Source organism: Sulfurovum sp. TSL6 (genome assembly GCF_019972115.1).
Taxonomy (GTDB): Bacteria; Campylobacterota; Campylobacteria; order Campylobacterales; family Sulfurovaceae; genus Sulfurovum.
Genome location: NZ_BPFJ01000002.1, coordinates 338,299 through 357,007, shown reverse-complemented (window position 1 = coordinate 357,007; position 18,709 = coordinate 338,299). Strand labels below are relative to the sequence as shown.

Sequence of the window (18,709 nt, the reverse complement as noted above, 5' to 3'; positions counted from 1 at the left end):
AATTTTCTTGATAGTTCTTAATCTGCAGGTCGATAGTTTTTTTCTTTTTCCCGTTTTTCTTGTTTGATCTTTTCTTTATACGCTTTTTTCTTCTCTTCCATCATAGCTGCATCTTTAAGGTCCTCTTCATTGTCGTGGCGGACAGCATCTATGAATTTGCTATGGTCGTCAAATTGTCCTGTTCTTACAGCCCAGATCAGAGCCAATAACCCTATGGCACCTAACAACGTAGAGATGCCTATCATTAAAATGACTATATTTTCTGACATTATTTATCCTTAAATTTTAAACTTTTAATACGCATAGAGTTACCGACCACAACCAGTGAGCTCAAACTCATAGAGAGTGCTGCCACAAGTGGATTGACAAACCCCATGACAGCCAGTGGAACAGCTACGACATTATACAACAAAGAAAAGCCAAGATTTTCTTTGACTGCACCAAACGTTCTCCTAGAGAGTTTGTAAGATTCGTAAATACTTTCAGGTTTTTCATCTAAAAGCACGATGTCACTGACAGAGATAGCCACATCCGCGCCATTCCCCATCGCTATGGAGATATCTGAGGAAGCAAGAGCTATAGCATCATTGATACCGTCTCCGGCCATCACAACGACATGTCCGTCTTGATGAAATGTATCTATCAGTGCAGCTTTGTCCTGGGGGAGAAGTTTTGCATAGACTTCTTCTACCCCTACCTGTTTCGCCACCTTTTGGGCACTTTGCTCATGGTCTCCTGTAAGCATGACTACCTTGACACCTAACTCTTGAATGTTTTTGATAGCTTTGGCCGCACCTTCTCTGATGGTATCAGTCAGCTCAAACCGTGCGACAAGTCTGTCGTCAATCGTAAAGAAGAAGAGGGCATTTTGTGAATCTGTATCTACATCGAGCTTTGAAGCTTTCATCAGTTCCGCATTGCCTCCAAGAAGTGATTGGTTTTTAACTCTGCCTTTTACTCCTTTGGCTTCGATACTTGTGATCTCTTCAAGCGTGAGCAGTTCTACCTTCTCATGTGTATCCTCAAGATATGCTTTGATCCCTTTAGAGATGGGATGGTTGGAGGTACTGACAAGCGAATAAAGCAGTGAAGGATCAAAAGTTTCAAGATAGTCTGCCTTCACTACAGAAGGTTTCCCCTCAGTGATCGTACCGGTTTTGTCCAAAGCAAGGATGTCACTTTTTGCCATCGTTTCCAAAAAAGAGGCTTCTTTAAAAAGGATACCTCGTTTTGCTGCAACACTGATACCCACAAGGGTTGCCATAGGAGTAGCCAACCCTAATGCACAGGGACAAGCGATAACGATCACGGAGATGCCTACGATGAGTGCCTGTTCAAAGCTATCAACCCAAAAGTACCAACTTACGAAGGTGAGTAAGGCAATGATGAGAATCACGGTAGAAAAGTATCCTGAAACACTGTTGGCAAGCTGTTCTATACGGGGTTTTTTAGTGATGGATTCTTCAAGCAGGTTGACGATGGAGGTCAACATAGAGTTTGAAGCATCTTTGGTTGCACTATAGTGTATGATGGAGTCTAAACAGAGAGAACCACTTAAAATCGTGTCATGCTTCTTTTTGTAAATAGGTTCATTTTCTCCTGTCAGAGAACTCTCATCAAAAGAACCTTTCCCCCAGGTGACTTCACCATCAATCACAACTTTTTCACCGGGTTTAAGTTCGATGATATCTCCCACAATAATGTTTTCAATACTCACTAAGGACTTTACACCATCTTTCAGAGTGGTCACTTCGGTCGGTGTACTTCCCATAAGACTGTCCAAGGTATCAACAGCATGCTTTTTACTCAGTACTTCAAGGTATTTTCCTACCAGCACAAAAGTGATAATCATCACCACTGAGTCAAAGTAGACTTCTCCGCTTTGACTGATCATCGCGTAGATGGAGTAGATATAAGCAGAGAGTGCACCTGAGGCAACAAGGGTATCCATATTGACGATATTGTTTTTATAGCCATAGTAGGCACCTCGGAAGAATATCCATCCAGAGTAAAAAAGTACAGGTGTAGCTAAGATGAATTCAGCCACATTGAGAATGTCTTTAAACGATTGCTGTATACCGCCAAAGTATCCGGCATAGTGTGCAACAGCCAACCACATAATGTTCATAGATCCAAATACAGCCACCAAAATACGGGAATAATAGGTTTTTCGTGTACGGGTGGCACGTTCTTCCTGAAGCTTTGGATCATAAGGGTAGGCATTATAGCCGATGGAACGAATCGTTTCTATAATTTTGGAGAGCTTGATGACCTCCGGGTCCCAGATGACCTTGGCTTTGTTGTTGGTGTAGTTGATACTGGTTTCAATGACCCCATCCGTTTTATGGAGAACCTTTTCGTTCAGCCATACACAGGCAGAACAGTGGATACCTTCGATGATAAGGTTAATTTCACACAGTCCATCCTCATGGGTAGTGATATACTTGTTTTTAAATCCTTCTAAGTCAAACTTTTCCAGATCTTCATTGCTTTGTATGGCAGGTTGAAGTTTGGTATCGCCTAACTTGTCATAAAAGGTATCCAACCCTTCAGAGTTTAAGAGATGGTAGACACCCTGGCAGCCTTTACAGCAGAAATAAAGTTGTGTCTCATTCTGCTGTTCAGCGATCATCACTTCTTCAGGAAAAGTGAGATTACAGTGGGTACATGCGATGTCTGCCAATGATAATTCCTTGATTGATGGTAATATGCAGTTTTTTGTCCACATTATGAGAAGTGTATATTTTATCTAAATATGGGTAAAATCTTCTATGGAAAATGCACTTTTATTTACGATCATCCTTCTTTTTGCAGAACTTTTTGAGGCAACTATTCAGCGTGCCCCAACGCTTTTGGGTGTTTTGAAAAAACTCTATGCTTATTATCAGAAAAGTATCTTTCTGTTTTTTCTCATCCAGCCTGGGTTTTACTTTATACTTTTAATAGTAGTCCTTACAGGTGTACTGAATGTGACGATGATCTTTCTTTTGGCGATTAAAATTTTTGACATGTTTTATAAAATAGAACTGATTAAAAAAGTGTTTATCGATCGTAAAGTATCCCCGGAGATAGCACAAATGTTAGAATGGAAAATGCCTCCAATATTTTTTTTGATGGGGGCTGCCTTATATCCTCCGTTATTGTTTTATGCTCTAATATGAATGCATGTGACCAGTCACAGAACCAGATACTGACAAGCAACTAAATTGCAGTGCAAGCGAGGCACTAAATGCCGAGTCGTAATCTGCATAGTGTCAATGTAATCTGTCATGCTTTGCCCAAGAGGCGTCCTTAATGATAATTTCAGCCAAAAAAGATTATAATGCCATAACTACACGTAGCACATCGTATGGCTAACGTACAATCTCCATAATGCATATTCAATACAAGAGGAAATATGAGCGATAATAAAAAATCTTCTAACGGCAATACTGCCAGCAGAAAAAACAGAACACACGTACCGGTAGATGGCTACAAAATAGAAAATCTTCAACAACTCCCACTGACAGAACTTGTAACGATAGCAAAAGAAGTAAAAGTTGAAAATCCCAATGAATTTCAAAGAAAAGATCTTATTTTTGAAATCCTCAAATCTCAAGTGAGCCAGGGAGGATTTATCCTCTATACGGGTATTCTTGAAGTGATGAACGATGGTTTTGGTTTTTTACGTTCTATCGATGGGAACTTTGCCAACTCCAGTAATGACACCTATGTAAGCGGTACTCAGATCAAACGATTTGCACTGAGAAATGGTGATATCGTGACAGGCCAGGTACGTTCGCCTAAAGATCAAGAAAAGTATTATGCATTGCTTAAAATTGAAGCGATCAATTATTTAGCGCCTGAGAAGTCAAAACAGAGACCTCTTTTTGAAAACCTTACACCATTATATGCAAGTGAACAACTCAAGCTTGAGTATAACCCAATGAAAATGACAGGACGTGTACTGGATCTCTTTACCCCTATAGGAAAAGGACAAAGAGCACTTATCGTTGCTCCGCCAAGAACAGGTAAAACAGAACTGCTTAAAGAACTTGCGCATGGTGTTACGTATAATAATCCTGATGCTTCACTGATGGTACTTCTTGTAGATGAAAGACCTGAAGAAGTCACAGACATGCAGCGTTCAGTGAAAGGTGAAGTGTATGCTTCAACTTTTGACCTTCCAGCCCAAAACCATGTTAGAACAGCAGAAATGGTGATAGAAAAAGCCAAAAGACGTGTGGAGATGGGTAAAGATGTTATCATTTTACTTGATTCTATCACAAGACTTGCACGTGCTTACAACACAGTCACACCAAGTTCAGGTAAAGTACTTTCTGGTGGTGTGGATGCCAATGCACTGCATAAACCAAAACGTTTCTTCGGTGCAGCAAGAAACATAGAAGAGGGTGGTTCTTTGACCATCATTGCTACAGCACTGATAGATACAGGTAGCCGTATGGATGAAGTGATCTTTGAAGAGTTTAAAGGTACAGGTAACTCTGAAGTAGTTCTCAGCCGTCACGTTTCTGAAAGACGTATCTATCCTGCGATCGATGTAACGAAATCGGGAACAAGAAAAGAAGAGTTGATGATGGAGCCTGAAACCCTTCAAAAAGTTTGGGCATTGAGAAATGCAATGCAAAACATGGAAGAGGTAGAAGGGCTGAAATTCCTCTTCTCTAAAATGATGAAAACCAAAACAAATGAAGAGTTTCTTTCTATGATGAACGAAGGTGCGTAGGTAACTGCAATGAAAATATCTATATTTTCATCTGAGCCGATAGCTGAAGCTTTAGTGAAAGGAATTGTAGATGGGCTTTGCCTATCTACAAGGAGATAACTATCATGCGTATTGGTGTTTTTGATTCTGGTTTGGGTGGCTTGACCGTTGTTCAGGCAATGACCCAAGTGATCAAAGGTGCTCAGATATTCTATGTGGCAGACACCAAAAATGCGCCTTATGGCGAAAAAACCCCTGAACAAATTCTACAATACTCACTAAATATAACCAAATATCTTGTTAAGACCCATCAGATAGATGCATTGATCTTAGCCTGTAATACGGCTACTTCTTCTGCGATCCAACATTTGCGTGAAACGTATCCTTCGCTGATCATTATAGGTACAGAACCTGGTATCAAACCGGCTATCGAGCAGACGAGAACAGGGAAAATAGGGGTTTTAGCAACACCAGCCACACTACAGGGAGATAAGTATCAGACATTGGCACAAACGCTCTCTTCACAAAAAAGTGTTGACATTTTTGAACAGGCTTGTCCCGGTTTGGTTGAACAGATCGAAAAAGGTGAAATGGATAGTGACGTGACAAAAGGGTTACTTGAAAAATGGCTTGCACCTATGCGTCAGAATAATGTAGATACGATCGTACTGGGATGTACACATTACCCTCTTGTGGGTCAAAGTATTGAAAAGATTATGGCCTGTAATGTGAGTCTGATCCATACGGCTGAAGCTATATCCAAACATTTACTCACATTAGGCACCCAAAAAGGACATCTCAATGAGGGCGACTTACAGGTGCATATTCATACTACGGGTGAGATTCATATGCATGTTGTTGAGAGTCTTATTGGTGCCTATGAAAATATATATTTCATAGACGTTGAAAATAACTAAAGTCCACTATTTAATTTTTCTAGGCTGCTACTTAATTATACATTAGTTAAAGTTATTTCCAATTATATTTTTATGAAAAACGGCTACTATAAACTTATCTATGTTAAAATACATCCACACGGTTTTACTGTATGTAAAAAGCCTAGTTTGTTGTGAAGCAAGTGCAGAAAGTTATGGGACTCAGAAACTTCATATCTGAGTTTGCCAGACTACCAATTTGAGGATAAAAGATGAAAAATTTGTTAGAAAGCTTTGCTATATTTCTTGTTGGACTTTTGTCTATAGGTGTTGTATATTTAATTGTACAGTACAATTCGATCGATGATAAAAATTACGTAGACCCGTTAGACAAGACTGCATATCAAATGCCGACTGATGCAGAATTAGAAGAAGCTGATGATCTTGATCTTGATGATGAAGATATTGATCTAGAGGATGAAGCGTAGATGAGGCGAAAGTAGGACTTACTTTACAGTAGTCCTACCGCTTCTCTTACTTTCGACATTTTGGCATTTGCTATAGCTTTGGCTTTCTTAGCGCCTTGAGCCAAAATGTCATTTACCTCATCCATATGGTTGAGGTAATACTCGCGTTTTTCCCTGGCTTCACCCAGTTCTTCCCAAATCAACTCTTTAAGATACTTTTTGAAGTGCCCATACCCCTCTTTACCGCTTTTATAACGTGCCTGCAGTTCAAGTTTTTGTTCATCATTTAAAAAGAGTGATGCCAATGCATAGATATTGTCTCCCTCATATTCCAATGGTTCACCTAATGGCGTAGAGGATGAGACGATCTTATTACATCTTTTTTGCAGCGGTTTCTCATCCATAAAAAGGTCAATGGCATTCCCATAACTCTTACTCATCTTTTGCCCGTCTATGCCCGGGATCGTAGCAACATCCTCTTGTACAAGATGCTCAGGAAGTGTAAAGATCTCTCCATACTCATTGTTGAATTTTATCGCGATGTCTCTTGTCATTTCAACGTGTTGGATCTGGTCTTTTCCTACAGGGACTTTTTCAGTGTCTAACATCAGTATATCTGCAGCCATAAGTACGGGATAAGAGAAGAGTGCATGATTCGCGGCAATACCTTTAGCTACTTTGTCTTTATAGGAATGTGCACGTTCAAGTAGTCCCATAGGCGTAAACTTAGAAAGTATCCAGTAAAGTTCAAGTACTTCAGGCATATCACTCTGTACCCAGAATGTTGTTTTCTCCGGGTCAATTCCAATGGAAAGGTAGTCAACAGCAGCATCAATAGTGTGTTGTTTCAGTGTGGCTGCATCTTTTGAAGTGGTCAGTGAGTGGTAGTTGGCGATAAATGTAAAAAGTTCATGCTCTTCTTGAAGTTCAACCATAGGTTTCATAGCTCCAAAATAGTTCCCTATATGAAGTTTTCCTGAAGCTTGTATTCCTGTAAGTACACGCATATTGTATCCTAAAATAATTTTAGGAGATTATAGCGAAGTGTTAGTAAAAAACCTATTCATCGTCATCGAACCGTTCACCGCGTTTACGGGCAACGATGTCTAAAGGTACACCTTCAAAGTCAAACTTGCTTCGAAGGAAGTTTGACAGGTAACGTTTGTAGGAAAAGTGTATAAATTCAGGTCTATTGCTTATGAGAGCAATTTTTGGTGGTTTTGTCTCATACTGTGTCGCATACTTGATATTTACTACCGCACCGTTATGTGTAGGTACATGGTGTCTTCTTATGGCTTCACGTATGGTATCGTTAAGTTCAGAAGTAGGGATACGTTGGGTGTATCGCTTATAGATCTCTGTGACTTGGTCAAGTATCTTGTTGACACGCAACCCTGTTTTTGCCGAAATGGTAATAAGCGGTGCATAGTGAAGGAACTTCATTTCATCTCGTATCTCTTCAACCACTTCCTCATAGGTTTTGTCTCCATGTATGTCCCATTTATTCACAACGATAAGACAAGCCAATTTGTATTTCTCTATGAGTCCTGCAACCCTTTCATCAAGCTCTGTCACACCTGCAGTTGCATCGATCATAAGCAGTACCAGGTTTGCTTTTTCCAGCATTTCTGTCGTACGTGTCAGAGCATACTTCTCAATACCTACAATTTTACTTCTTCTTCTGATCCCTGCTGTGTCAACGAAAGTAATTTTATAGTCATTGTATTCTATCATCTCATCAATGGGGTCAATCGTGGTTCCTGCAACATCAGAAACGACTGAACGCTCTTCACCCAACAGTGCATTAAGGAGTGAACTTTTTCCTGTGTTGACACGACCGATTATCGCGACTTTGATCTCATTGTCTATGGTTTCTTCTTTGACACTATTAATATCACGAATGATCTCATCAAAAGGATCTACTTCCGCATCTTCAGTTAATTCAAGTCCTTCAGGTTCTTCTTCGCGAGGAGGGATGAGTGCTTCAAGCCATGCATAGAAGTCATTAAAATAACGGTTATGACTGACTGACATAGGAAAAGTTGCCTCTGCACCAAACTCCAAAAATTCCCAGTAACGCTCTTCTTCTTTGTCATTGTCAATCTTGTTGACAACAAGCGCAAGCGGTTTACCCATGGCCTGAAGTTTGTAAAAGAGTTCTCTGTCTTCTTCAGATGGCAGTGTTTTACCATCTACCATATAGATGATGATATCTGCCATTTCAGCCGCTTTCAGTGAAAAATCGGCTACCTTAGAGAAAAGTTCAGTAGAATAGTCTATTCCTCCTGTATCGATCACTTCAAAGTCACGGTTTTCTGAAATAGTCACGATACGTTTTTTGATATCTCTTGTGGTTCCTGAGATATCAGCAGTGATGGCATCTCTTTGTCTTGCCAAACGGTTGAAGAGTGAACTCTTTCCTACATTTGGACGTCCTAGTATCGCTACTTTTTTAAGTTCTTGCATAAATAGTATTCTTTCTTAATAATTATCGTAATTATAACACATTTTTATCAGGTATCTGTTCCATGTAGATAGACCGTGAAGGAAAGGCAAAACTTGACCCGTTGTCTTCAACGATTTTCATAATTTTCAGATGGATATCTTCACGTATATTTAAATAGCGTTCCCAGTTGGAAGTGCTGGTAAAAGCATAGATAAAGATATTGAGTGAAGAGTCCCCAAAAGATTCAAAATTGACGAGTAAAGCATCTTTTTGAGAGATTTTTTCATGGGTATGCAACATCTCTCTGAGATCTTTTACTATGGCATTCACTTGATCTCTGCTGGTACCGTATGTGAGTCCTACCTGCATTTTGATTCTACGGATACCTCTGCGAGAAAAATTTTCTATAGGGGAATTAGAGACAATTTGGTTAGGAACGGTGATAAGTGACTTTTCAAATGAGCGTATTTTAGTCGTACGCATCCCTATGTCTTCCACTGTACCTTCCACACCTCCTACTTTGATCCATTCGCCGATACGAATAGATTTATCTGCAAGCAGGGCAAAAGAGCCAAACATATTTGACGCGGTATCTTTAGCAGCGAGGGCAAAAGCAAGACCTCCAAGTCCGAGTGAAGCAACTAGTGCGGTGACATTGATCCCCCATACTTGAAGCATCGCACCGAGTCCCATAGCAGCTATAAGGAATATGACTATTTTAAGTATGAAATTACCCATCTCTTCGGCAAGATCAGGATTAAATTTTTCTGTAGCATGATGGAACACGCTACGTAAAGACTCCAGAACAGAAATAATTGCCCAAAAGATCGTATAGACAACCAGTGTATTGAGAATATTTTTGATCCATTCGGTCTCTTTGAAAATAAGTACGAAAAAGAGATGTGCTCCTATCAGTATAAAAGCAAAACTCACAGGTCTTTTCAGTGCAGATATAACCTTGTCATCATGGTATGTGGCTGTTACTTTGGAGACTTTTTGCAGGGTACCCATCACAATAAGCGTGAAAAGTTTTCGCAAAAGTAAAAAGAGTAAGAAGACTACTATGGCAGCAATAAGGTTGGCTAAGGGGATATCTAAAAAGGTATTTGCCAAAATAGGATATTTTTCATAGATAGGTATCAGCAGTGACTGTACGGTACCCTCAAGATTCATCGAGAGACCATCTATCACATTTAATTCAATTGTTGTATTCAGGTCACTTGTATTCACTTCGTTTGTTTGCATTTTTATGTTATCCTTCACTTTTTCTACAGGTAATTATAGTAAAAATTGATATAAGTTGAGATAGAAAAGGATTGATGTGTTAAGAAGAATTTTTATAATGAGCGGTTTATTTTTACTTTTAGGAAGTTTTGCTTCAGCTAAAATGACACAATTGGACTATAGAGCTACCTTTGGGATATTTGGTACTGTAGGAACCATTGAAAACAGACTGACGCAAAACGCTAAAACCTATGAGATTGATACAAAAGTCACCTTAGCGGGATTGGCTAAAGTACTTATGGGTGGACAAACGGAACATTATGTTTCAAAAGGACATATGAGAAATGGACTCATGGTCAGTGATTTTTACCAGATGACAAGTAAGAAGAGAAATAAAAGAGTCATTAAAGAGTATCATATAGACCACAAAAAGAAGTATGTCACAAAAAGAGTGAGAAAATGGCGTAAAGAAAAATTGGTAGAAGACCGTACTGAAAAACTTAAATTTTATGCCAAAGATGACTTGTTGACACTGTACTTTAACCTAGGTAATGCTGTGAAGCAGAAGCCAAAAGGCAGAACATACTTGTTTAAATCGGTGGGTCTTGAAAAACAAAATGGTGAAGTACAGATCACTATACCTGATGATGTGCAAGTGACAGACTATAAAAAAGATCTAGGTCAAGATGCAAAGATCTATGCGAAGGCGTTCATCCATCAAAAAAATTTCAGAAAGAAAAAAGGTGATATCCTGCTTGCTGTTGCAAAAGACGGCTTTATCCATAAATCGGTGATCAAAGATATACTTTTTTATGGGGATGCAAAGCTGACAAGGATCAAATAGCACTAGCGTGTAAAACAAAGTCGATCACTTTTTGATCTGACATTTCACAAGGTTTCAACATCCCGCCTTTCATCGTAGGATAGTAGTTTCCGCTGACAATGTCATTCCCGCCTAACTCTTCTGCATAAATTTTGAGAAGTTTGCCATCTAACAATGTCTCTTTTCTTAGTAAATACCGTTTACCAAGGTAGCGTATATCATTGGCCCCATTGGGAAGCGCTAAAAGTTTTGTATAAAATTCTGTATGGTTCATAAATGTATTATGCTACACTTTCACAAAATTAGCAAATGCCGTTTTGCCTAGGCAAAAAACTTCTATTAGAAAAATGAGGATAAATGATTGAAGAAAATGATTAAAAATATGGATAGAGGTATCCTTTTGATGTTATTGGCTTCACTGAGCTTCGCACTTATGGGTGGTTTTGCCAAGGTTGTGAGTCAGGTTTTGCCCCCAGTAGAAGTAACATTTTTTAGAAATATTTTTGGTGTTGTTCTTGTAGGACTGGCTATCTATAGAGTACCGTTGAAACAAACAGGCGGAAAGTTCTTCTTACTTATTTTCCGGGGTTCTATGGGATTTGCAGCGCTTTTGGCATATTTTTATATCATGGCATATATTCCTTTGGGTGAAGCAGTGACGTATAACAAAACCTCACCGATATTTGTGGCGATATTTGCCTATCTATTTTTAAATGAAAAATTGCACAAGAGTGCTTTATTGGCTATCATTATAGGATTTATAGGGATTGTTCTGGTGGCACAACCTCAGGGGGGAACCTTTGATAAATATGACATTCTGGGTATTTTTTCAGGTATAGGTGCAGCGCTGGCGTATACTTCTATACGGGAACTTAGAAAGTACTATGATACACGTGCCATTGTGATGTCATTTATGGGGGTAGGAACTGCAGCACCACTGGTATTAATGCTGATCACTCCGTATGTCAATGTCTCAGAAGAATTTGACTGGATGTTTGCAGAATTTGTCATGCCATCGGGTATAGAGTGGGTCTACGTGATTGCAGTCGGTATCTTTGCTACTATCTCTCAGCTTTTGATGACCAAAGCGTATGAACTGACAAAGGCAGGTATCGTTGGTACCATTAGTTACAGTAATATTGTCTTTGCAGTAGTGATCGGTATCATGTTGGGAGACCCCATTCCTGATATTTGGACAGTTTTGGGTATAATCTTGGTAATATTATCAGGGCTTCTCGTAGCTCTGCCAAAAGGACTAAAATGATTTTAATCGCTGGACCTTGTGTTCTGGAGAGTCGTGACACTGTGATGCGTATAGCAGAATCTTTAGGGAAGTACCATGATGACTGTACTAAAGATTTTTATTTTAAAGCAAGTTTTGACAAAGCCAATCGTACCAGTCTCGACTCTTTTAGAGGTCCGGGACTGGATGAAGGGCTTAAAATGCTTCAAGAGGTCAAAGAGCAGTTTGGCTATAAGATCTTAACGGATGTCCATGACTACACACAACCAGCAGCAGCAGCTGAGGTAGCAGATGTCCTTCAAATTCCAGCATTTTTATGTCGTCAGACTGACCTGCTTGTGGCAGCTGCAAAAACATCTGCGGTAGTGAACATTAAAAAAGGACAGTTCCTGGCACCAGCTGCAATGGAACACTCTGTAGGAAAAGTGCTTAAAACCCGAGGGTTCGATGGTGAGGTCAGTTATGAAAATGCCAAGAAATATAACGTATGGCTCACCGAGAGGGGTACAACATTTGGATATGGTAATCTTGTCGTAGACATGCGTGGTCTTAAAACGATGCGTGAGTTTGCTCCGGTAGTATTTGATGCAACACACTCTGTACAGATGCCTGCATCTGGCGGAGCAAGTTCAGGTGGAGACTCTTCATTTGTACCCTATCTTTCACGTGCAGCAGCAGCAGTAGGTGTAGACGGTTTCTTTTTTGAAACACACTTTGATCCGAGTATTGCTTTAAGTGATGGCCCTAATATGATAGAGTTAAGCAAGTTAGATGCATTAATCCAACAGATCGATGAGATCCGAACGATCGTCGAATAAACAAAAATTTAAATACTAAATTAAAGGAATAACATGAAAATTGTAGAAGGTCAATTATCCGTAGATAAGAGTAAAAAAGTAGCGATCATCAATGCAAGATTTAACCACTTCATTACAGACAGACTGGTAGAAGGGGCAAAGGATGCTTATGCAAGACATGGCGGAAATGCAGATGATCTGGATCTTATCTTGGTGCCGGGTGCATTTGAAATACCATTCGCATTGGACAAAGCATTGGCTTCTGGAAAATATGACGCAGTATGTTGTTTAGGTGCAGTGATCCGTGGTGCAACACCTCACTTTGACTATGTATCCGCAGAAGCAACCAAAGGTGTGGCATCAGTAACACTAAAACATGGTAAACCGGCAACATTCGGTGTACTTACCGTAGACAGTATTGAACAAGCTATAGAAAGAGCGGGTACCAAAGCAGGAAACAAAGGTGCTGAAGCGATGGTAGGCCTTATTGAACTCATCAACCTATACAGTGAGCTTGACTAATGGCTACTAGACATCAGGCACGTACTGCTGTAGTGGGACTACTTTATGCTTATGACTTAGGGAATGAGAACATAAGTAAGTTTTCAGATGAAATTTTGGAAGAGGGTAAGATTCGAAATAAACAAAAAGCTTTTTCAGATACACTTTTCCAGGGCACTATAGAAAATCTTGAAATGCTGGATGCTAAAATTAAAGAACATTTGAAAGATTGGGATTATGAGGGTATTGGTAAAGTAGAAAAAGCGATCATGAGACTGGGAGCCTATGAGATCCTTGTTGCAAAAACAGATAAAGCCATTATCATCAATGAAGCAGTTGAATTGGCAAAAGAACTTGCAGATGAAAAGTCACCACAGTTTATCAATGGTGTTCTAGATGCATTGGATAAAGAGAAATAAAAAATGATGTGCGTTAAAACGCAATCTGAGTGAGGTACCAAATGACGATTCGTACTAATTCTACAAATAAACGTATGAGTGTGGATGAAGCCGTAGAGCTTATTGAAAAGGCTGATCTGAAAACCCTTGGAAAGATGGCACTTGCACGTAAGAAAGAGATGCATCCCAAAGGTGTTACTACCTTTGTTGTGGATAGAAATATCAACTATACGAACATTTGTTGGGTGGATTGTAAGTTTTGTGCTTTTTATACGCATGAGAAAAAAGAAGATGCGTACATTCTGAGTTTTGATGAGATAGACCAAAAGATAGATGAACTCCTGGCTATAGGTGGAACACAGATACTCTTTCAAGGAGGTGTGCACCCTAAACTGCAGATAGAGTGGTATGAAGATCTGGTTGAACATATCTCAAAGAAATACCCTCAAGTCACGATACACGGTTTTTCATCTATCGAGATAGATTACATTGCCAACCGTTCAAAGATAAGTATCTCCGAAGTCTTACGCAGATTGAAGGCAAAAGGACTCAGTTCAATTCCCGGTGCAGGTGCAGAGATACTTTCAGACAGGGTACGTGACATCATAGCACCTAAAAAACACGATAAGGACACATGGCTGGATGTGCACCGTCAAGCGCATAAGCTTGGGATCAAGTCAACAGCTACGATGATGTACGGTACGGTGGAGACAACACGTGAGATAGTGGAGCATTGGGATTATGTACGTCAGCTTCAGGATGAAACCGGAGGGTTTAGAGCATTTATCATGTGGTCTTATCAAAGTGACCATACACAGCTAAAAAGAGAGTTACCAACGATCACTAAGACTTCTTCAAATCTCTATCTTCGTTATTTGGCTGTAGCCAGACTCTTTTTGGACAATGTTCCCAATATACAGAGTTCATGGGTGACGCAGGGTTCTTACATAGGACAAATGGCACTTCTTTTTGGCGCGAATGATCTGGGTTCAACGATGATGGAAGAAAACGTCGTTTCAGCAGCTGGAGCTAAGAATGAGATGAATCAAGAAGAGATGATCAAGCTCATTAGAGATGTGGGGGAGAACCCTGCAAAACGTAATACTGCGTATGAGATATTAGAACGTTACTATTAATAGGACGTTTTTTAATCAAAGCTCAAAAAACTACGTTAACACTGGGGTGCACCTAAAGGTATTTCCTTCGGGCACTTCAGCAGTCGGCTCATGTGACTGGTCACATTTATTTCTACATCGGAGTAAATAAAAACCCAAAGGTTTTATATGAAGAAAATTATTTTATTATTGATAGCAGTACAAGGAGTATTGATGGCAGCATTCGTTCACGAGATAGAGATTAAAGAGAGTAAGGTACCCGTTGTATTTGAGCAAGAGAAGTATCTTCCTATCGTATCGATGCAACTGGTCTTTAAAAATGCAGGACATTTGAGTAATACCAAAGATGGTTTAGCCGATATGTCTGCAAGGCTGATGAATGAAGGTACATCGAAAGAAGGAAGTGTAGGATTCGCTACCAAACTTGATGCACATGCAGTAGATATCGGTGCACATGTAGGACGTGAGAGTTTTATGATAGAGGTTTCTTCATTAAAAAGTGAATTTCCTTATGCAGTAGAGCGTTTGGAGGAACTTTTAAAAGATCCAAATTACACGCAAGAAGCATTGGCTCAAATTAAACATCAAAAGATAGGTTGGCTGACACAAAAGAAGAGTGACTTTGATTATATAGCAGGTACTTCTTTGAGAGCGACACTTTTTAAAGAAAGCGTTTTAGCCAGACCGTATGACGGTACGATTGAGAGTATAGAGAGTATCTCACTGGAAGATATTCAAACATTTATCTCTACACATGTAGGGTACAACAATGCCATAGGTGTTGTGGGCGGTGATATTACTTTGGATGAAGCAGAAGGATATCTGACAAAACTTCTTGCAGTGTTACCAAAAGTTGAAGAGAAAGAAGTGAAACGTATTCAAGCTTCAGATAAAAAAGAAGTTGTACTCATCGATGAAGATACACAACAGGCATATATCTATTTTGGTGCCCCCTTTAACTACAGTTATAAAGAAAAAGACCAGTACCTCGCAAAGATCGCAGAGTATCTTCTTGGAGGTGCCGGGTTTGGTTCCCGTCTGATGGAAGAGATACGTGTAAAACGCGGACTCACCTATGGTGTCTACTCCTCATTCAGACGTACAAAACCGGTTTCTTATTTGAGTGGTTACATGCAAACAAAGCTCAGTACACAAGATGAGGCAAAAGATCTGATACAAGAAGTGGTAGACACTTTTGTCAAAGAGGGGATCACCCAAAAAGAGCTTGACGATACGAAGAAGTTTTTACTCGGTTCTGAGCCTCTGCGTATAGAAACACTTTCGCAAAGACTGCATAGGGCTTATAATGATTATTATTATGGAAGACCACTTGATTTTACTAAAGCGCAGTTAAAAAAGATCGAGTCTGTTACACTTGATGAGGTCAATGCCTTTATTAAAGCACATACAGAGCTGTCAGATATTACTTTCAGTATTGTCACAAAAAAGGAAGCTTCTTCTACTAAATAATATGCACTTCTAGGGCATTTCCTCGCTATACTCATCGCATGATCTGAATTGTCATACTTAAAAGCATGACAATTTGACATATTATTTCTTTTGTCTTTAAAACTTTTTGTATAATCATTAAAACAAAAGGGAAATAGTATAGAGATGGAAGAAGCAAAACAACTCTTTAAAAAGCTTAAGATTCACTCTTTGCTTGACTTAGCACTCATCATTCCTACTTCATATAATGATACAACACTCTCAACTACTCTGGAACTAGGTAAAGTCAATACCCTTGAAGCCAAAGTAGTTGATTCAAGTATTTACGGGGGGAAGCTGCGTGTCACGTTTAACCTCACAAAATCAGGAAGACGACTCTCTTCTACTTTTTTTAGGGTGACGCCTTACCACCATAAACTTTTTGAAGTAGGCTCAAGCCATGTGATACAAGGCAGGCTGGAAGAGTATAAAGGCTACTTGCAAATGTCACAGCCCAAGTCCATCAAAACAATAGGTAAAATAACACCTAAGTACAAAACCGTACTCAAAGAGAGTGAGATATCTTCTTTGATAGAGTGTTATATCAATGAACAAAATCTATATAATGAAGGTTTGGACAGCAGAGAAGTCTCAACCCTGATGCATATACATTTTCCAAAAAGTATGGAAGAGGTGTATGATGGCACAACATTTAAGCCGGACTTTGTCACTGTACTAAAGTTTGTTGAAGCCTACAATCATCTAAAAAAATTACGGGGTAAAAGGGCAGATTTTCCTGCACACAGAGCACTAACCGGGAGTATAGAACCTTTTGTTGATCATTTGCCTTTTACGCTGACACAAGAACAGAAAAAGGTCATAGCACAGATACGATCAGACTTGGCAAGAGAAGACAAAGCAGCCAAACGAATGGTCGTTGGTGATGTGGGTTCTGGTAAAACGATGGTGATACTTGCCTCAGTGATGATAGCGCTGCCGCATATAAGTATTTTGATGGCACCTACCTCACTGCTTGCACTGCAACTCTATGAAGAGGCATGTAAACATTTGCCCGAACATGTCAAAGTGGCACTGGTCATGCAAGGCAAAGATCAGGGAGATTATAGAACTGCAGATTTTATTATAGGTACGCATGCGCTTCTTTTCAAAGAAGATCTACCCCAGGCCTCTTTGGTCATGGTGGATGAACAGCATCGTTTTGGAACCAAACAGAGACAGAGTCTGGAAGCCTTGGTAAGTGCAGATGAGAAAAAACCGCATTTTATACAGTTCTCTGCTACCCCTATACCAAGAACACAAGCGATGATGGAGTCTGAACTTCTTGATGTCAGTCTCATTACCACCACGCCTTTTGAACGTGAAGTATTGACTCAGACCATCAGTAAACAAGATTTTCCCAACCTTTTGACACATATCAAAGAAGAGATAGCACAAGAGCATCAGGTGCTCATCATTTACCCCTTGGTAGAGGAGAGCAGTGAAGTACCCTATCAGTCTCTGGAAGAGAGTAGAGGATTTTGGGAAGAGAAGTTTGAGAATGTCTATGTTACACATGGAAAAGATAAACAAAAAGAGGATGTGTTACTTGAATTCAGGGAAAAAGGAAACATACTTTTAGCAACCACAGTGGTTGAAGTGGGAATCTCCTTGCCGAAGCTTACACTGATCGTTATAGTTGGTGCAGAACGGCTTGGACTTGCTACACTGCATCAACTCAGGGGTAGAGTAGGCCGTAACGGTTTAAAGAGCTGGTGTTATCTCTACTCTAACAGTACAGAGAACTTCAGACTGGAACAATTTTCCCAAACAACCAATGGCTTTGATATCGCGAAACTGGATCTGAAGTTTCGAGACAGTGGTGATATACTAGATGGTAGTATACAGAGTGGGCAAAGGTTTAAATGGTTAGATATGGCTGAAGATGAAGAGGTGGTTCTCAGGGCTAAAAATAGATTGGGAAGTGTGAATATGAATGGTTAAGATTTAAAGTGACACCAGTGTCATGATCCGGTTGCTGACAAGTAACTAAATTACAGTGCATGCGAGGCATTAAATGCGAGTCGTAAGCCAAGTAAGCGTTAGCGTAGGCAAGATGGGCTTTGCCCATTTGCCTTTCTATTAATAGAGTCCGAATCTCCCATCCGCTCTTTTATACATGACTCTCATCAACCCCTCATTGTCATTAAATACAATAAATTGTCTTTTTTTCTCAGCTTGAAGTGCTTCTATCGCTTCATCAAAATCAATTGGCTTGTGAAGCTCTAAGTCCATTGGGACAATCTCTACTTCCTCTGTGGTTAATTCACTGACAGCTTCAGCTTCTTCTCCCAAATCCCTAAAACTCATAACTTTATGATCTTTTATTTTATCGGCATGTCTTCTAAGTGATTTTTTCACTCTTTCTATAGCAAGGTCCATGGCAGCATACACATCTTTATCCACTTGGGTGATAACGATCGTGTTTTTATCTTTAAGGTTAATAATGAACTCTGTGACAAAGCCTTTTTTCCCATTCTTCTCACTTGCAGAGATAACTGTACTGGCAGATATAATGTCTAAATGATATTTCTCTAAACTATCTATGGCTGCTTCAGCATATGCCTTTATAGGCTCAGTCAGTTCGAAATGTCTTCCCGTTATACTTTTGTTCATAATATATCCTTAAT

At 39.6% G+C, this 18,709-nt stretch carries 19 protein-coding genes and 1 riboswitch; of the genes, 12 read left to right on the top strand and 7 right to left on the bottom strand.

What is annotated here, in order from left to right; all coding sequences use genetic code 11:
• Window positions 1–17: 17 nt before the first annotated feature.
• Complete coding sequence (ccoS, locus tag LDM93_RS06765) at window positions 18–269, bottom strand: cbb3-type cytochrome oxidase assembly protein CcoS (RefSeq protein WP_223891474.1); 252 nt, start codon at window positions 267–269, stop codon at window positions 18–20.
• On the bottom strand, window positions 269–2,683 hold the full coding sequence (locus LDM93_RS06760; RefSeq protein WP_223891473.1) for a heavy metal translocating P-type ATPase: 2,415 nt from the start codon (window positions 2,681–2,683) through the stop codon (window positions 269–271). The genes ccoS and LDM93_RS06760 overlap by 1 nt, the downstream gene beginning before the upstream one ends.
• Window positions 2,684–2,771: 88 nt before the next feature.
• On the opposite strand from LDM93_RS06760, the gene LDM93_RS06755 reads away from it, so the two are divergent.
• The 4 genes from LDM93_RS06755 to LDM93_RS06740 all read left to right on the top strand — a co-directional run bounded on the left by LDM93_RS06755 (window position 2,772) and on the right by LDM93_RS06740 (window position 6,068).
• Window positions 2,772–3,161, top strand: a complete 390-nt coding sequence (locus tag LDM93_RS06755) for a hypothetical protein (RefSeq protein WP_223891471.1) — start codon at window positions 2,772–2,774, stop codon at window positions 3,159–3,161.
• Between the two features lie 236 nt (window positions 3,162–3,397).
• Window positions 3,398–4,726, top strand: coding sequence for a transcription termination factor Rho (rho, locus tag LDM93_RS06750; RefSeq protein ID WP_223891469.1), 1,329 nt, complete (start codon window positions 3,398–3,400; stop codon window positions 4,724–4,726).
• Between the two features lie 104 nt (window positions 4,727–4,830).
• The gene (gene murI, locus LDM93_RS06745) at window positions 4,831–5,622 is read left to right on the top strand and encodes a glutamate racemase (protein ID WP_223891467.1); all 792 of its coding nucleotides are present in this window, start codon (window positions 4,831–4,833) and stop codon (window positions 5,620–5,622) included.
• 130 nt (window positions 5,623–5,752) lie between these two features.
• Window positions 5,753–5,839, top strand: a riboswitch (cyclic di-GMP riboswitch).
• Between the two features lie 13 nt (window positions 5,840–5,852).
• Window positions 5,853–6,068: a hypothetical protein gene (locus LDM93_RS06740; RefSeq protein WP_223891466.1), complete on the top strand. Its 216-nt coding sequence runs from the start codon at window positions 5,853–5,855 to the stop codon at window positions 6,066–6,068.
• A gap of 23 nt (window positions 6,069–6,091) precedes the next feature.
• On the opposite strand, the gene trpS is transcribed toward LDM93_RS06740, so the two are convergent.
• From trpS to LDM93_RS06725, 3 genes are read right to left on the bottom strand one after another with little or no spacing between them, the layout of a single operon-like run.
• Window positions 6,092–7,054 (bottom strand): tryptophan--tRNA ligase, encoded by a 963-nt coding sequence (trpS, locus tag LDM93_RS06735; RefSeq protein WP_223891465.1) that lies wholly within the window; start codon window positions 7,052–7,054, stop codon window positions 6,092–6,094.
• Between the two features lie 52 nt (window positions 7,055–7,106).
• Window positions 7,107–8,513, bottom strand: a complete 1,407-nt coding sequence (der, locus tag LDM93_RS06730) for a ribosome biogenesis GTPase Der (RefSeq protein ID WP_223891464.1) — start codon at window positions 8,511–8,513, stop codon at window positions 7,107–7,109.
• 31 nt (window positions 8,514–8,544) lie between these two features.
• Window positions 8,545–9,738, bottom strand: coding sequence for a mechanosensitive ion channel family protein (locus LDM93_RS06725; RefSeq protein WP_223891463.1), 1,194 nt, complete (start codon window positions 9,736–9,738; stop codon window positions 8,545–8,547).
• Window positions 9,739–9,835: 97 nt separating this feature from the next.
• Here LDM93_RS06725 and LDM93_RS06720 point away from each other — a divergent pair, with 97 nt between their 5' ends.
• Entirely contained in the window at window positions 9,836–10,561 is a 726-nt protein-coding gene (locus tag LDM93_RS06720) for a DUF3108 domain-containing protein (protein WP_223891462.1), read from the top strand.
• On the opposite strand, the gene LDM93_RS06715 is transcribed toward LDM93_RS06720, so the two are convergent.
• Window positions 10,554–10,814, bottom strand: coding sequence for a hypothetical protein (locus LDM93_RS06715; RefSeq protein WP_223891461.1), 261 nt, complete (start codon window positions 10,812–10,814; stop codon window positions 10,554–10,556). The genes LDM93_RS06720 and LDM93_RS06715 overlap by 8 nt on opposite strands.
• 96 nt (window positions 10,815–10,910) lie before the next feature.
• On the opposite strand from LDM93_RS06715, the gene LDM93_RS06710 reads away from it, so the two are divergent.
• The 7 genes from LDM93_RS06710 (at window position 10,911) to recG (ending at window position 18,023) form a co-directional block, all read left to right on the top strand.
• A complete protein-coding gene (locus LDM93_RS06710) occupies window positions 10,911–11,804 on the top strand; it encodes a DMT family transporter (protein ID WP_223892053.1) in 894 nt (297 codons plus the stop codon).
• On the top strand, window positions 11,801–12,601 hold the full coding sequence (kdsA, locus tag LDM93_RS06705; RefSeq protein ID WP_238480477.1) for a 3-deoxy-8-phosphooctulonate synthase: 801 nt from the start codon (window positions 11,801–11,803) through the stop codon (window positions 12,599–12,601). Before LDM93_RS06710 ends, kdsA begins: the two co-directional genes overlap by 4 nt.
• A gap of 33 nt (window positions 12,602–12,634) precedes the next feature.
• Window positions 12,635–13,102: a 6,7-dimethyl-8-ribityllumazine synthase gene (gene ribH, locus LDM93_RS06700; protein ID WP_223891459.1), complete on the top strand. Its 468-nt coding sequence runs from the start codon at window positions 12,635–12,637 to the stop codon at window positions 13,100–13,102.
• On the top strand, window positions 13,102–13,500 hold the full coding sequence (gene nusB, locus LDM93_RS06695) for a transcription antitermination factor NusB (protein WP_223891458.1): 399 nt from the start codon (window positions 13,102–13,104) through the stop codon (window positions 13,498–13,500). The genes ribH and nusB overlap by 1 nt, the downstream gene beginning before the upstream one ends.
• 41 nt (window positions 13,501–13,541) lie before the next feature.
• The gene (locus LDM93_RS06690; RefSeq protein ID WP_223891456.1) at window positions 13,542–14,615 is read left to right on the top strand and encodes a dehypoxanthine futalosine cyclase; all 1,074 of its coding nucleotides are present in this window, start codon (window positions 13,542–13,544) and stop codon (window positions 14,613–14,615) included.
• A 192-nt stretch (window positions 14,616–14,807) separates the two neighbouring features.
• Window positions 14,808–16,064 carry a pitrilysin family protein gene (locus LDM93_RS06685; protein WP_223891454.1) on the top strand — a complete coding sequence of 419 codons (1,257 nt, stop codon included), beginning with the start codon at window positions 14,808–14,810 and terminating at the stop codon, window positions 16,062–16,064.
• A 144-nt stretch (window positions 16,065–16,208) separates the two neighbouring features.
• The gene (gene recG, locus LDM93_RS06680; RefSeq protein WP_223891448.1) at window positions 16,209–18,023 is read left to right on the top strand and encodes an ATP-dependent DNA helicase RecG; all 1,815 of its coding nucleotides are present in this window, start codon (window positions 16,209–16,211) and stop codon (window positions 18,021–18,023) included.
• A 138-nt stretch (window positions 18,024–18,161) separates the two neighbouring features.
• Here recG and hpf read toward each other — a convergent pair whose 3' ends face one another.
• Window positions 18,162–18,695, bottom strand: a complete 534-nt coding sequence (hpf, locus tag LDM93_RS06675) for a ribosome hibernation-promoting factor, HPF/YfiA family (protein ID WP_223891447.1) — start codon at window positions 18,693–18,695, stop codon at window positions 18,162–18,164.
• Window positions 18,696–18,709: the final 14 nt, after the last annotated feature.

Coding starts and splice junctions, on each gene's coding strand:
- LDM93_RS06755 (WP_223891471.1), top strand. CDS start 2,772: ATGGAAAATGCACTTTTATTTACGATCATCCTTCTTTTTGCAGAACTT.
- LDM93_RS06685 (WP_223891454.1), top strand. CDS start 14,808: ATGGCAGCATTCGTTCACGAGATAGAGATTAAAGAGAGTAAGGTACCC.
- der (WP_223891464.1), bottom strand. CDS start 8,513: ATGCAAGAACTTAAAAAAGTAGCGATACTAGGACGTCCAAATGTAGGA.
- LDM93_RS06720 (WP_223891462.1), top strand. CDS start 9,836: ATGAGCGGTTTATTTTTACTTTTAGGAAGTTTTGCTTCAGCTAAAATG.
- ccoS (WP_223891474.1), bottom strand. CDS start 269: ATGTCAGAAAATATAGTCATTTTAATGATAGGCATCTCTACGTTGTTA.
- LDM93_RS06740 (WP_223891466.1), top strand. CDS start 5,853: ATGAAAAATTTGTTAGAAAGCTTTGCTATATTTCTTGTTGGACTTTTG.
- nusB (WP_223891458.1), top strand. CDS start 13,102: ATGGCTACTAGACATCAGGCACGTACTGCTGTAGTGGGACTACTTTAT.
- kdsA (WP_238480477.1), top strand. CDS start 11,801: ATGATTTTAATCGCTGGACCTTGTGTTCTGGAGAGTCGTGACACTGTG.
- LDM93_RS06715 (WP_223891461.1), bottom strand. CDS start 10,814: ATGAACCATACAGAATTTTATACAAAACTTTTAGCGCTTCCCAATGGG.
- LDM93_RS06710 (WP_223892053.1), top strand. CDS start 10,911: ATGATTAAAAATATGGATAGAGGTATCCTTTTGATGTTATTGGCTTCA.
- ribH (WP_223891459.1), top strand. CDS start 12,635: ATGAAAATTGTAGAAGGTCAATTATCCGTAGATAAGAGTAAAAAAGTA.
- rho (WP_223891469.1), top strand. CDS start 3,398: ATGAGCGATAATAAAAAATCTTCTAACGGCAATACTGCCAGCAGAAAA.
- murI (WP_223891467.1), top strand. CDS start 4,831: ATGCGTATTGGTGTTTTTGATTCTGGTTTGGGTGGCTTGACCGTTGTT.
- recG (WP_223891448.1), top strand. CDS start 16,209: ATGGAAGAAGCAAAACAACTCTTTAAAAAGCTTAAGATTCACTCTTTG.
- hpf (WP_223891447.1), bottom strand. CDS start 18,695: ATGAACAAAAGTATAACGGGAAGACATTTCGAACTGACTGAGCCTATA.
- trpS (WP_223891465.1), bottom strand. CDS start 7,054: ATGCGTGTACTTACAGGAATACAAGCTTCAGGAAAACTTCATATAGGG.
- LDM93_RS06725 (WP_223891463.1), bottom strand. CDS start 9,738: ATGCAAACAAACGAAGTGAATACAAGTGACCTGAATACAACAATTGAA.
- LDM93_RS06690 (WP_223891456.1), top strand. CDS start 13,542: ATGACGATTCGTACTAATTCTACAAATAAACGTATGAGTGTGGATGAA.